Annotated in this window: 10 protein-coding genes; 3 read left to right on the forward strand and 7 right to left on the reverse strand. The window is 67.8% G+C overall.

Annotated elements, in window-relative coordinates:
- Window positions 1-248 precede the first annotated feature (248 nt).
- Window positions 249-1,664, forward strand: a complete 1,416-nt coding sequence (locus tag LT948_RS00625) for an amino acid permease (RefSeq protein WP_023092181.1) — start codon at window positions 249-251, stop codon at window positions 1,662-1,664.
- A 121-nt stretch (window positions 1,665-1,785) separates the two neighbouring features.
- Here LT948_RS00625 and LT948_RS00630 read toward each other — a convergent pair whose 3' ends face one another.
- Window positions 1,786-2,601 carry a sulfite exporter TauE/SafE family protein gene (locus LT948_RS00630; RefSeq protein ID WP_023092180.1) on the reverse strand — a complete coding sequence of 272 codons (816 nt, stop codon included), beginning with the start codon at window positions 2,599-2,601 and terminating at the stop codon, window positions 1,786-1,788.
- Between the two features lie 106 nt (window positions 2,602-2,707).
- Here LT948_RS00630 and LT948_RS00635 point away from each other — a divergent pair, with 106 nt between their 5' ends.
- Complete coding sequence (locus tag LT948_RS00635; RefSeq protein ID WP_009875980.1) at window positions 2,708-3,496, forward strand: AraC family transcriptional regulator; 789 nt, start codon at window positions 2,708-2,710, stop codon at window positions 3,494-3,496.
- On the opposite strand, the gene prpD is transcribed toward LT948_RS00635, so the two are convergent.
- The 6 genes from prpD to LT948_RS00665 form a co-directional block, all read right to left on the reverse strand.
- Window positions 3,474-4,958 (reverse strand): 2-methylcitrate dehydratase, encoded by a 1,485-nt coding sequence (gene prpD, locus LT948_RS00640; RefSeq protein WP_003109750.1) that lies wholly within the window; start codon window positions 4,956-4,958, stop codon window positions 3,474-3,476. The genes LT948_RS00635 and prpD overlap by 23 nt on opposite strands.
- Window positions 4,959-5,092: 134 nt before the next feature.
- The gene (prpF, locus tag LT948_RS00645) at window positions 5,093-6,280 is read right to left on the reverse strand and encodes a 2-methylaconitate cis-trans isomerase PrpF (RefSeq protein ID WP_023092179.1); all 1,188 of its coding nucleotides are present in this window, start codon (window positions 6,278-6,280) and stop codon (window positions 5,093-5,095) included.
- Between the two features lie 118 nt (window positions 6,281-6,398).
- The gene (gene acnD, locus LT948_RS00650) at window positions 6,399-9,005 is read right to left on the reverse strand and encodes a Fe/S-dependent 2-methylisocitrate dehydratase AcnD (protein WP_023092178.1); all 2,607 of its coding nucleotides are present in this window, start codon (window positions 9,003-9,005) and stop codon (window positions 6,399-6,401) included.
- A gap of 130 nt (window positions 9,006-9,135) precedes the next feature.
- Complete coding sequence (gene prpC, locus LT948_RS00655) at window positions 9,136-10,263, reverse strand: bifunctional 2-methylcitrate synthase/citrate synthase (RefSeq protein ID WP_003085628.1); 1,128 nt, start codon at window positions 10,261-10,263, stop codon at window positions 9,136-9,138.
- A gap of 92 nt (window positions 10,264-10,355) precedes the next feature.
- Window positions 10,356-11,252, reverse strand: coding sequence for a methylisocitrate lyase (prpB, locus tag LT948_RS00660; protein ID WP_003103044.1), 897 nt, complete (start codon window positions 11,250-11,252; stop codon window positions 10,356-10,358).
- A 10-nt stretch (window positions 11,253-11,262) separates the two neighbouring features.
- On the reverse strand, window positions 11,263-11,985 hold the full coding sequence (locus tag LT948_RS00665) for a GntR family transcriptional regulator (protein WP_003085635.1): 723 nt from the start codon (window positions 11,983-11,985) through the stop codon (window positions 11,263-11,265).
- Window positions 11,986-12,102: 117 nt separating this feature from the next.
- Here LT948_RS00665 and LT948_RS00670 point away from each other — a divergent pair, with 117 nt between their 5' ends.
- A complete protein-coding gene (locus tag LT948_RS00670) occupies window positions 12,103-12,753 on the forward strand; it encodes a class I SAM-dependent methyltransferase (RefSeq protein ID WP_073656955.1) in 651 nt (216 codons plus the stop codon).
- Window positions 12,754-12,756 lie beyond the last annotated feature (3 nt).

Consider the following 12,756-nt stretch of genomic DNA (forward strand, 5'->3'; position numbering starts at 1 on the left):
GGCCTCGAAATCTTGTGTAAAACTCCGGCCCGACCTCAGTTGTAGTCGACTCCCGCAATGCCCACGTTCGCTCCACGAGAGCGGACAGCCTCTTCCGGTGTGCAGTCCTGGAACCTATGACGCCCCGTCGTCGCCCGCTGTGCGGTATCGCGCAGGGGCCGCGCCGTTGGTGAAATCCGCTTCCCTACCCCGACCGCACGAGCGAGTCCGCAACTGATCTATCTCAATAACAAAATGAGGTTGTTCCCATGTCGTCTGTCGGCGAACAGAAGGTTCAAGACGGCTCCCTGAAGCGCGAGCTCGGTGAGCGACACATCCGCCTGATGGCGCTCGGCGCCTGTATCGGCGTCGGCCTGTTCCTGGGCTCGGCGAAGGCCATCCAGATGGCCGGCCCGGCCATCATGATCTCCTACATCCTCGGCGGCCTGGCGATCCTGGTGATCATGCGCGCCCTCGGCGAGATGGCGGTACACAATCCGGTGGCCGGTTCCTTCAGCCAGTACGCCAAGGATTACCTGGGCCCGCTGGCGGGCTTCATCACCGGCTGGAACTACTGGTTCCTCTGGCTGGTGACCTGTGTCGCCGAGATCACCGCCGTCGCCGTCTACATGGGCATCTGGTTCCCCGACGTGCCGCGCTGGATCTGGGCCCTGGCGGCCCTGGCGAGCATGGGCACGATCAACCTCATCGCGGTGCGTGCCTTCGGCGAGTTCGAGTTCTGGTTCGCCCTGATCAAGATCGTCACCATCCTGGCGATGGTGGTGGTCGGCATCGGCATGATCGTCTTCGGCTTCGGCAACGACGGCATCGCCACCGGCATCTCCAACCTCTGGGCCCACGGCGGCTTCATGCCCAATGGCATCCAGGGCGTGCTGATGTCGCTGCAGATGGTGATGTTCGCCTACCTCGGGGTGGAAATGATCGGCCTCACCGCCGGCGAAGCGCGTAACCCGACCAAGACCATTCCCAGCGCGATCAACTCGGTGTTCTGGCGCATCCTGCTGTTCTATGTCGGCTCGCTGTTCGTGATCATGTCGCTCTATCCGTGGAACGAGATCGGCACCCAGGGCAGCCCCTTCGTGATGACCTTCGAGCGCATGGGCATCAAGACCGCCGCCGGGATCATCAACTTCGTGGTGATCACCGCCGCACTGTCGTCCTGCAATGGCGGCATCTTCAGTACCGGGCGCATGCTCTACAGCCTGGCCCAGCATCGCCAGGCCCCGGCCTTCTTCGGCAAGGCCTCGCGCAGCGGCGTACCGCGCCGGGCGCTGATCCTGTCGATCCTGGCGCTGCTGCTGGGCGTGTTGCTGAACTACCTGGTGCCGGAGAAGGTGTTCGTCTGGGTGACCTCCATCGCCACCTTCGGCGCGATCTGGACCTGGGCGATGATCCTGCTGGCCCAGTTGCGCTTCCGCAAGACGCTCAGCCCGGCCGAGTGCGACAAGCTGCAATACCGCATGTGGCTGTACCCGCTCAGTTCCTACCTGGCGCTGGCGTTCCTGGTGATGGTGGTGGTGCTGATGGCCTTCTTCGAGGACACCCGCATCGCCCTCTACATCGGCCCGCCGTTCATCCTGCTGCTGACCGTCCTGTACTACGCCTTCAACCTGGCGCCGAAGGAGCCTGCCGGCGCCGGCGCGGTAAGCCGCGCGGCGTCCTGAGCGGTGTAGCGCCGGAAAGGAAGAAGGGCCTCGGACGAGGCCCTTTTTTCGTTGCGCCGATATCCGGCCCGGTGCGGCGGATAACGCCGTTGGCGTTATTCGCCCTACCCAGGCTGGGGCATCAGCCCGCCAGCATGCTCAGCATCACCGCCGCCAGCAGGCCGACGTACACCCGTGCATGCAGCGCATCGGGAATCCGCCCGATCAGCGGGGTCGCCAGGCGGATGCCGAGCCAGCCGCCGCCGGCCAGGGTGGCGAAGGCCAGCAGGTCGATGTAGCCGACGAAGCCTCGGCCCAGGCCTTGCTCCTGGTAGCCGGCCAGGACCAGGTAGGTAAGGGTGCCGCCAAGAGCCACCGGCAGGCTCAGCGGGTTGGCCATGGAGGTCGCCTGGGTCATGCTCAGCCCGCAGCGGCGCAGCAGCGGTACGGTCATCACGCTGCCTCCGACGCCGAGGAAGGTGGCGATCGCACCGATCAGCATTCCGCCCAGGCGCGTCTCGCCGACACCCAGCGGCCGCGCCTGGCGCTCCTCGGCGCGGCTGAGGAAGCCGCGGCGCAACAGGCAGTCGAGGATGGTGATGGCGAGGTAGGCGACGAAGGCCAGGCGGATGAAGTCGCCGCTGGCCAGGCCGACCAGCGCCGCGCCGAGCACCGCGCCGACACCGATGTACGCGCCCAGCGGCCAGACATAGGCGCGCAGCAGGCTGCCGGCGCGCCGGTGGCGATAGGTGGCGAGGGCGGCGTTGACGATCATCACGCAGGTCGAGGTGGCCACCGCGACCTGCATGGCCGCCTGGGCCAGCGGGTCGTCGGCGGCGCGACCGAGTTGCAGCAGGTGATAGAGCAGCGGCACCACCACGAAGCCGCCGCCAAAGCCGAACAACACGGCGCTGACCCCGGTGAGGCAGCCGCAGAGAAAGAGCAGGAGATAGAACATGGCGGGTTTCCGGAGCGAGAGCGGAAGGCCAGCTTAGGTGTCCCGGGGTTGGCCCGCTTTGCGAGGTTGGCCAATACTATTCGCCTTTCGGCCAGGTACTTCGACCATGCGCAACGCTTCCATCGAGCAGTACGACGCCACGCCCCGGGCCGTGGTGGCCATGGGTACCGACTATCCCGACGGCTACCTGCTGCCGCGCCATCGGCACCGTCGCGCGCAATTGCTGTACGGTGCCAGCGGGGTGATGCAGGTGCGTACCGGCGACGCCGGCTGGGTGGTGCCGCCACAGCGCGCAGTGTGGATTCCGCCGGGCGTCGAGCATGAGGTGCGAATGCTCGGGGTGAGCACCCGCAGCCTGTACATCGAGCCCGGCAGCGCCACGGCGATGCCGGCGCACTGCCAGGTGCTGGCGGTGTCGCCGTTGCTGCGGCAACTGTTGCTGGCGGCGGTGGACATGCCCCTGGAATACGACACCGAAGGTCGCGACGGCGCGCTGGCGACGCTGTTGCTCCATGAGCTGGCGGCGGCCGAGACGCTGCCGCTGCACGTGCCCTTGCCGCCCGAGCCGCGCTGGCTGGCGCTTTGCGAGGCGTTCCTCGTCGAGCCCGACATCCGCGCCAGCGCCGAGCGCTGGGCCGGGCTGCTGCATACCAGCCTGCGCAGTTTCAACCGCACCTTCCGTCGCTACACCGGCCTCAGCTTCGGGGCCTGGAAGCAGCGCGCCTGCGTGGTGCAGGCACTGGCGCGGCTGGCCGGCGGCGAAACGGTCACCGCCATCGCCCTGGACTGCGGCTACCAGAGCCCGGCAGCCTTCTCGACCATGTTCCGCCGGGTCCTCGGCCAGCCGCCCAGCGCCTTCCAGGCGGGCGCGCTCAGATCGCCAGGAGGTCCATGAAGCGGTTCACCGGCGTGGCTTCCAGTGACGCCTGGTGGCTGCACAGGTCGAAGATCCTCTGGCAGCGCTGCGGCGGGAAGCGCGTGGCCAGGTTGGCCTTGAACTTCTCCTGCAGCAGCGGAATGCCCTCGGCGCGCCGGCGGCGATGGCCGAGCGGGTACTCCACGGCGACCTGGCCGGTGCTGCTGCCGTCGTCGAAGAACACTTCCACGGCGTTGGCGATGGAGCGCTTGTCCGCCTCCAGGTATTCACGGCTGTAGCGCGGCTCCTCGACGATCTCCATTTTCTCGCGCAAGCGGTCGATCAGCGGGTGGGCGGCGTGGAAAGCGTCCTCGTAGTGCTCGGCCACCAGGTCGCCGAAGATCAGCGGCACGGCGGTCATGTACTGCAGGCAATGGTCGCGGTCGGCGGGGTTGGCCAGCGGGCCGACCTTGGAAATGATGCGGATCGCCGACTCGTGGGTGGTGATGACGATGCGGCTGATCCGTTGCAGGCGGTCCTTCACCAGCGGATGCAGGCGCACGGCGGCCTCGGCGGCGGTCTGCGCGTGGAATTCGGCGGGGAAGCTGATCTTGAACAGCACGTTTTCCATCACGTAGCTGCCGTAGCCCTGGGGGAAGCTGAAGCGCCGCTTGTCCTCGGGCTTGGTCGCCAGGTCCTTGCTGGTGTGGCTGAACAGGACATCGTAGAAACCCCACTGCGGCGCGCTGAGCACGCCGGGGATGCCCATCTCGCCGCGCAAGGCGATGTCCGCCAGGCGTACGCCGCGGCTCGTCGCGTCGCCAGCGGCCCAGGACTTGCGCGAGCCGGCGTTCGGTGCGTGACGGTAGGTGCGCAGGGCCTGGCCGTCGACGAAGGCGTGGGAGAGGGCGGCCAGCAGTTGCTCGCGGTCGGCCCCCATCAGCTTGGCGCAGACGGCGGTGGACGCGACCTTGACCAGCAGCACATGGTCGAGGCCGACGCGATTGAACGAGTTCTCCAGGGCGATCACGCCCTGGATCTCGTGGGCCATGATCATCGCTTCCAGTACCTGGCGCATGCTCAGCGGCGCTTCGCCGTTGGCCAGGCGTTTCTGCGAGAGGTGGTCGGCGACGGCGAGGATGCCGCCGAGGTTGTCCGAGGGATGGCCCCACTCGGCGGCCAGCCAGGTGTCGTTGTAGTCCAGCCAGCGGACGATGCAGCCGATGTCCCAGGCGGCCTTGACCGGGTCGAGCCGGAAGGAGGTGCCCGGCACCCGCGCGCCGTGCGGGACCAGGGTGCCCTCGACCAGCGGGCCGAGGTGCTTGGTGCATTCCGGGAAGCGCAGCGCCAGCAGGCCGCAGCCGAGGGTATCCATCAGGCAGTTGCGGGCGGTGTCCAGGGCCTCCGCGGAATCGATGCGGTAGTCCAGCACGTAGTCGGCGATGTCCTGCAGGACGGCGTCGTAGTCGGGACGTTGGTTGAGATCGACGTTGGCACTCATCGCGTACTCCAGTGGTTCGTAAGTGGTGGGTTTCCTCTCGGGTCAGGCTGGTTCGGGGATGGTTTTTCTTGTCGTGGCTGCAAGACGCCCCGGCCTTTCGCGGTGGCGGAAGGCCGGAGCAAGGATAGGTCGGTTCAGAAGGCCTCGCCGGGTACGCGCACCCAGCCTTCCATGAGGATTCGCGCGCTGCGGCTCATGATCGCCTTGGTCACCGTCCATTCGCCGTTCGCCTGGCTGGCCTCGGCGCCCACTCGCAGGGTGCCGGAGGGATGGCCGAAGCGTACCGCGCTGCGTTCGCCGCCGCCGGCGGCGAGGTTCACCAGGGTGCCGGGAATGGCCGCGGCGGTGCCGATGGCCACCGCCGCGGTACCCATCATCGCGTGGTGCAGCTTGCCCATGGACAGCGCGCGGACCAGCAGGTCGATATCGCCGGCCGCCACCAGCTTGCCGCTGGCGGTGCGGTAGTCGCGGGGCGGGGCGACGAAGGCGATCTTCGGCGTGTGCTGGCGGGTCGCGGCTTCCTCGGGGGTCTTGATCAGGCCCATGCGCAGGGCGCCGGCGACGCGGATCCGTTCGAAGCGCGCCAGTTGCTGCGGGTCGCCGTTGATCTCTTCGCGCAGCTCGGTGCCGCGGTAGCCGATGTCCTCGGCATTGACGAACACCGTGGGAATCCCGGCGTTGATCATGGTCGCCTTGAAGGTACCGACCCCCGGCACCTCCAGGTCGTCCACCAGGTTGCCGGTGGGGAACATGGCGCCGCCGTCCTCGCCGTCCTCGGACGGGTCGAGGAACTCCAGCACGATCTCGGCCGCCGGGAAGGTCACTCCGTCCAGTTCGAAGTCGCCGGTTTCCTGGACTTGGCCGCCGCTCACCGGCACGTGGGCGATGATGGTCTTGCCGATATTGGCCTGCCAGATGCGCACCTCGCAGATGCCGTCTTCCGGTATCCGCGCCGGATCCACCAGCCCGGCGTGCAGGGCGAAGGCGCCGGCCCCGGTGGAGAGGTTGCCGCAGTTGCCGCTCCAGTCGACGAAGGGCTTGTCGATGGAGACCTGGCCGTAGAGGTAGTCGACGTCATGGCCCGGCTGGCTGCTCTTCGAGAGGATCACGCACTTGCTGGTGCTGGAGGTGGCGCCGCCCATCCCGTCGATGTGCGCGGCATAGGGGTCGGGACTGCCGATCACCCGCATGAACAGCCGGTCGCGCGCCTCGCCGGGGACCCGGCAGGATTCCGGCAGGTCTTCCAGGCGGAAGAACACGCCCTTGCTGGTGCCGCCGCGCAGGTAGGTGGCGGGGATGCGGATCTGGGGTGGGTGGGCCATGCGTCGTCGTCCTCGGCAATCGAATTCAAGGGCAGCGGCTGCGTTCGACAGCCGCTGCCGGTCGTCGGCGGATGACGCTACGCGTCGTCCGTCCTACCAGGGTGTTTCGCCGGCGCCATCAGGCGCCGGCCGCCTCCAGGAAGTCCTGGGCGAAGCGTTGCAGTACGCCGCCGGCTTCGTAGATGGAGACTTCCTCGTCGCTGTCCAGGCGGCAGGTCACCGGCACTTCGAGCCGCTCTCCGTCGCGCCGGTGGATGACCAGGGTCAGGTCGGCGCGTGGCCGGCGAGCGCCGAGCACGTCGAAGGTCTCGCTGCCGTCGATCCCCAGGGTCAGGCGGGTGGTACCCGGCTTGAACTCCAGCGGCAGCACGCCCATGCCGATCAGGTTGGTGCGGTGGATGCGCTCGAAGCCCTCGGCGACGATCGCCTCCACCCCGGCCAGGCGCACGCCCTTGGCCGCCCAGTCGCGCGAAGAACCCTGCCCGTAGTCGGCGCCGGCGACGATGATCAGCGGCTGCTTGCGCTCCATGTAGGTCTCGATGGCTTCCCACATGCGCATCACCTTGCCTTCCGGCTCGACCCGCGCCAGCGAACCCTGCTTCACGCTGCCGTCGGCGTTGCGCACCATCTCGTTGAACAGCTTCGGGTTGGCGAAGGTCGCGCGTTGCGCGGTGAGGTGGTCGCCGCGGTGGGTGGCGTAGGAGTTGAAGTCCTCCTCGGGCAGGCCCATTTTCGCCAGGTATTCGCCTGCCGCGCTGTCGGCGAGGATCGCGTTGGACGGCGACAGGTGGTCGGTGGTGATGTTGTCCGGCAGCACCGCCAGCGGGCGCATGCCGCGCAGGGTGCGTTCGCCGGCGAGGGCGCCTTCCCAGTACGGCGGGCGGCGGATGTAGGTGCTCGTCGGGCGCCAGGCGTAGAGCGGGTCGACCTTCTCGCGCTCGCCGTGGGTGATGTCGAACATCGGGATGTAGACCTGGCGGAACTGCTCGGGCTTCACCGCCGCCCTGACCACCGCGTCGATCTCCTCGTCGCTCGGCCAGAGGTCCTTCAGGCGGATCTCCTTGCCGTCCGCCACGCCGAGCACGTCGCGCTCGATGTCGAAGCGGATGGTCCCGGCGATGGCGTAGGCCACCACCAGCGGCGGCGAGGCGAGGAAGGCCTGCTTGGCGTAGGGGTGGATGCGCCCGTCGAAGTTGCGGTTGCCGGAGAGCACCGCGGTGGCGTACAGGTCGCGCTCGACGATCTCCCGCTGGATCGCCGGGTCGAGGGCGCCGGACATGCCGTTGCAAGACGTGCAGGCGTAGGCCACCACGCCGAAGCCGAGGGCTTCCAGGTGCGGCAGCAGGCCGGCTTCGCGCAGGTATTCGGTGACCACCTTGGAGCCGGGTGCCAGCGAGGTCTTCACCCATGGCTTGCGGACCAGGCCGAGGCGGTCGGCGTTGCGCGCCAGCAGGCCGGCGGCGATCACGTTGCGCGGGTTGCTGGTGTTGGTGCAACTGGTGATCGCGGCGATGATCACCGCGCCGTCCGGCATCAGGCCCTCGGCTTCCTCGGCGCGGGCCCGCTCGAGGTTGCCGGCGATGCCTTTCGCCGCCAGTTCGCTGGTGGCGACCCTGGCGTGCGGATTGGACGGGCCGGCCATGTTGCGCACCACGCTGGACAGGTCGAACTTCAGCACCCGCTCGTACTCGGCGTCGACCAGGCTGTCGGCCCAGAGCCCGGCGGTGCGCGCATAGGCCTCCACCAGGGCGACCTGCTCGTCGTCGCGGCCGGTGAGGCGCAGGTAGTCGATGGTCTGCTGGTCGATGGCGAACATCGCCGCGGTGGCGCCGTATTCCGGAGCCATGTTGGAGATGGTCGCGCGGTCGCCGAGGGTCAGGCTGGAGGCGCCTTCGCCGTAGAACTCCAGGTAGGCGCCGACCACCTTCTGCTTGCGCAGGAACTCGGTCAGGGCCAGCACCACGTCGGTGGCGGTGATGCCCGGCTGGCGACGGCCGCTCAGCTCGACGCCGACGATGTCCGGCAGGCGCATCCAGGAGGCGCGGCCGAGCATCACGTTCTCCGCTTCCAGGCCGCCGACGCCGATGGCGATCACGCCCAGGGCGTCGACGTGCGGGGTATGGCTGTCGGTACCCACGCAGGTATCGGGGAAGGCCACGCCGTCGCGCGCCTGGATCACCGGCGACATTTTCTCCAGGTTGATCTGGTGCATGATGCCGTTGCCCGGCGGGATCACGTCGACGTTGCGGAAGGCCTGCTTGGTCCAGTCGATGAAGTGGAAGCGGTCCTCGTTGCGGCGGTCCTCGATGGCGCGGTTCTTGGCGAAGGCCTCGGGGTCGTAGCCGCCGCATTCCACCGCCAGCGAGTGGTCGACGATCAGTTGCACCGGCACCACCGGGTTGACCTGGGCCGGGTCGCCGCCCTTGTCGGCGATGGCGTCGCGCAGGCCGGCGAGGTCGACCAGAGCGGTCTGCCCGAGGATGTCATGGCAGACCACCCGCGCCGGGTACCAGGGGAAGTCGAGGTCGCGCTTGCGCTCGACCAGTTGGCGCAGCGAAGCCTCCAGGGTCGCCGGGGCGCAGCGGCGCACCAGGTTCTCGGCGAGCACGCGGGAGGTATAGGGCAGCTTGGCGTAGGCGCCGGGCTGGATCGCCTCGACCGCCTCGCGGGCGTCGAAGTAGTCCAGGCGGGTGCCGGGGAGCGGTTTGCGGTGTGCGCTGTTCATGGCTCGGACTCAATCACGGGGTGTTCGGAAGCGTGTCGCTCGCGCCGTGGCGCAGCCCACGCCGGCCTTTCGAATTCTGGGTGCGGCAACCGTCCGGCGCGCTCGCGTTCGGCGCGCCGGACGGCGTGGATCAGCGTTGCTCCAGCGGCACGAACGCGCGCTGTTCGACGCCGGTGTACTCGGCGCTCGGGCGGATGATGCGGTTGTTGGCGCGCTGTTCGAAGACGTGGGCGGTCCAGCCGCTGGTCCGCGAGCAGACGAAGATCGGCGTGAACAGCTTGGTCGGGATGCCCATGAAGTGATACGCCGAGGCGTGGTAGAAGTCGGCGTTGGGGAACAGCTTCTTCTGCTCCCACATGGTCTTGTCGATGGCTTCGGAAACCGCGAACAGGACCTTGTCGCCGACCTCGTCGGCGAGCTGCTTCGACCAACCCTTGATCACTTCGTTGCGCGGGTCGGAATCCTTGTAGATGGCATGCCCGAAGCCCATGATCTTGTCCTTGCGCTCGAGCATCTTCAGCAGCTCGGCGGTGGCTTCCTGCGGCGAAGAGAAGCGTTCGATCAGTTCCATCGCCGCCTCGTTGGCGCCGCCGTGCAGCGGGCCGCGCAGCGAGCCGATGGCGCCGGTGACGCAGGAGTAGAGGTCGGACAGGGTCGAGGCGCAAACCCGCGCGGTGAAGGTGGATGCGTTGAACTCATGCTCGGCGTAGAGGATCAGCGAGACGTTCATCACCTTCACGTGCAGCTCGCTGGGCTTCCTGCCGTGGAGCAGGGCGAGGAAGTGCCCGCCGATGGTCGGCTCGTCGCTGTTGCAGTCGATGCGCTGGCCTTCGTGGGTGAAGCGGTACCAGTAGGTCATGATCGCCGGGAAGGCGGCGAGCAGGCGGTCGGCGACGTCGCGCTGCTGGTCGAAGCTCAGCTCCGGTTCCAGGGTGCCGAGGACCGAGGCGCCGGTGCGCATCACGTCCATCGGGTGGGCGTCCTTCGGAATCCGTTCGAGAACTTCCTTCAGCGCCTGCGGCAGGTCGCGCTGGCCCTGGAGCTTCTTCAGGTAGGCGTCGAGCTGTTGCTTGTTCGGCAGTTCGCCGTAGAGCAGCAGGTAGGCGACTTCCTCGAAGATCGCCGCCGCCGCCAGGTCGCGGACGTCGTAGCCACGGTAGGTCAGGCCGGCGCCTTCCTGGCCGACGGTGGACAGGGCTGTCTGGCCGGCCACCTGGCCACGCAGGCCGGCGCCACTCAGTACTTTTGCTTCAGCCATTGCTCTCTCCTTTCTTGAATTTTTTCTGGATGCTGCAACTCGGTTTCACGGGGTTCGCGGACCGGCGCTCAGGCGCACGCCGGGCTCGATGCTCAGGCGTTCTTCTTCTGCGCGAAGAGCGCGTCGAGCTTCTGCTCGAAGCTGTGGTAATCGATGCGATCGTACAGCTCCATGCGGGTCTGCATGGTATCGATCACGTTCTTCTGGGTGCCGTCGCGACGGATCGCGGTGTAGACGTTCTCCGCCGCCTTGTTCATGGCGCGGAAGGCCGACAGCGGGTAGAGCACCAGGGACACGTCGGCGGAGGCCAGTTCGTCGGTGGTGAACAGCGGGGTGGCGCCGAACTCGGTGATGTTGGCCAGCACCGGCACCTTCACCGCGGCGGCGAACTCCTTGTACATGGCCAGTTCGGTCATGGCTTCCGGGAAGATCATGTCGGCGCCGGCCTCGACGCAGGCGCAGGCGCGGTCGATGGCGGCCTGCAGGCCTTCCACGGCCAGCGCGTCGGTGCGCGCCATGATCACGAAGGAGTCGTCGCTGCGGGCATCGACGGCGGCCTTGATGCGGTCGACCATCTCCTGCTGCGAGACGATCTCCTTGTTCGGCCGATGGCCGCAGCGCTTGGCACCGACCTGGTCCTCGATATGCATCGCGGCGGCGCCGAACTTGATCATCGACTTCACCGTGCGGGCGACGTTGAACGCCGAGGAGCCGAAGCCGGTGTCGACGTCCACCAGCAGTGGCAGGTCGCAGACGTCGGTGATCCGGCGCACGTCGGTGAGCACGTCGTCGAGGCCGCTGATGCCCAGGTCCGGCAGGCCCAGGGAACCGGCGGCGACGCCGCCGCCGGACAGGTAGATGGCCTTGAAGCCGGCGCGCTTGGCCAGCAGGGCGTGGTTGGCGTTGATGGTGCCGACCACCTGCAGCGGGTGCTCGGTGGCCACGGCTTCGCGGAAGCGCTGGCCGGGGGTAAGGGACGTCTGGCTCATCACGGACCTCTTAGACGGTGGAGGAAGCGGAGGCGAGCTTCGCCGGCTGGGGTTCCAGCTGGCGCTCGATATTGCGGCGCGACGCACTGATGTGGCGGCGCATCAGCAGCTCGGCCAGTTCGCCGTCACGGTCGGCGATGGCGTCGAGAATGCGGTGGTGTTCGGCGAAGGCCTGGCGCGGCCGGTTCGGTGTGGTCGAGTACTGGATGCGGTACATCCGCACCAGTTGGTAGAGCTCGCCGCAGAGCATGCGGGTGAGGGTGGCGTTGCCGCTGCCCTGGATGATCCGGTAGTGGAAGTCGTAGTCGCCTTCCTGCTGGTAATAGCCGCGCCCGGCCTGGAACGCCTCGTCGCGCTCGTGGGTGTCGAGCACCCGGCGCAACTCGTCGATCTCGGCCTGGCTCATGCGCTCGGCGGCCAGTCGGCAGGCCATGCCTTCCAGGGACTCGCGGATCTCGTAGAGTTCGATCAGCTCGGCGTGGCTCAGCGACACCACCCGCGCCCCGACATGCGGCACCCGCACCAGCAGGCGCAGGCCTTCCAGGCGGTGGATCGCCTCGCGCAGCGGGCCGCGGCTGATGCCGTAGGTGCGCGCCAGCTCCGGCTCGGAGATCTTGCTGCCCGGCGCGATCTCGCCGCTGACGATGGCGCTCTGGATCTTGCGGAAGACGTGTTCCGACAAGGTCTCGCCGTCGTCATGGGCAATCTCGAGAGGGGGCGGGTTCTGGGTCATGGTACTGGCTGTCCGGGTCGATGTGTCGACAATGTTTGCGAAAGCTACCGCCTGGATTGCGTGGGGTCAATCATTCGTCGCTTGATTGTCGACAATCGTCTAATGCATCGCTGGTCTATGCTTTCCCCTCCAGTCGCTGTGCCAGGAGAGAGTTTCGTGGGCATCTATGACCGTTACGTGTTGCCGCGCCTGATCGACTTCGCCTGCGGCATGGGCGACGTGATGAAGCAGCGTTCGCTGCTGGTGCCGCGCGCCCATGGGCGGGTGCTGGAGGTCGGTCTGGGCACCGGGCTCAACCTGGGCTTCTACGATGCGGCGAAGGTGTCGGCGATCGTCGGCGTCGACCCGGCCGCGCAAATGCAGGCGCTGGCCCGCGAGCGCGCGGCGCAAATCGGCATCCCGGTGGAAATGGTCGCCCTCGAGCTTGGCGAGATCCGCGCCGAGGCGGAAAGCTTCGACACCATCGTCTGCACTTTCACCCTTTGCTCCATCGCCGCGCCGCTGCCGGCGCTGGGCGAGATGCGTCGGGTGCTGAAGCGTGGCGGCGAATTGCTGTTCTGCGAGCACGGGCGCGCGCCGGACGCCTCGGTGCTGGCCTGGCAACGGCGCCTGACGCCCTGGTGGAAACCGCTGGCCGGCGGTTGCCACCTGGACCGCGACATGCCGGCCTTGCTGCGCGAGGCCGGCTTTCGCATCGACGAGCTGGAACAGGGCTACCTGCCCGGGCCGCGGCCGATGACCTACGTCTACCGCGGCGTCGCGCGCTGAATC

Source organism: Pseudomonas sp. CP-1 (assembly GCF_021213715.1).
Classification (GTDB): domain Bacteria; phylum Pseudomonadota; class Gammaproteobacteria; order Pseudomonadales; family Pseudomonadaceae; genus Pseudomonas; species Pseudomonas aeruginosa.

What these genes read in the sequence shown, in the direction of transcription:
- LT948_RS00625 (WP_023092181.1), top strand. Translation starts at nt 249, where the DNA reads ATGTCGTCTGTCGGCGAACAGAAGGTTCAAGACGGCTCCCTGAAGCGC.
- LT948_RS00630 (WP_023092180.1), bottom strand. Translation starts at nt 2,601, where the DNA reads ATGTTCTATCTCCTGCTCTTTCTCTGCGGCTGCCTCACCGGGGTCAGC.
- LT948_RS00635 (WP_009875980.1), top strand. Translation starts at nt 2,708, where the DNA reads ATGCGCAACGCTTCCATCGAGCAGTACGACGCCACGCCCCGGGCCGTG.
- prpD (WP_003109750.1), bottom strand. Translation starts at nt 4,958, where the DNA reads ATGAGTGCCAACGTCGATCTCAACCAACGTCCCGACTACGACGCCGTC.
- prpF (WP_023092179.1), bottom strand. Translation starts at nt 6,280, where the DNA reads ATGGCCCACCCACCCCAGATCCGCATCCCCGCCACCTACCTGCGCGGC.
- acnD (WP_023092178.1), bottom strand. Translation starts at nt 9,005, where the DNA reads ATGAACAGCGCACACCGCAAACCGCTCCCCGGCACCCGCCTGGACTAC.
- prpC (WP_003085628.1), bottom strand. Translation starts at nt 10,263, where the DNA reads ATGGCTGAAGCAAAAGTACTGAGTGGCGCCGGCCTGCGTGGCCAGGTG.
- prpB (WP_003103044.1), bottom strand. Translation starts at nt 11,252, where the DNA reads ATGAGCCAGACGTCCCTTACCCCCGGCCAGCGCTTCCGCGAAGCCGTG.
- LT948_RS00665 (WP_003085635.1), bottom strand. Translation starts at nt 11,985, where the DNA reads ATGACCCAGAACCCGCCCCCTCTCGAGATTGCCCATGACGACGGCGAG.
- LT948_RS00670 (WP_073656955.1), top strand. Translation starts at nt 12,103, where the DNA reads ATGCTTTCCCCTCCAGTCGCTGTGCCAGGAGAGAGTTTCGTGGGCATC.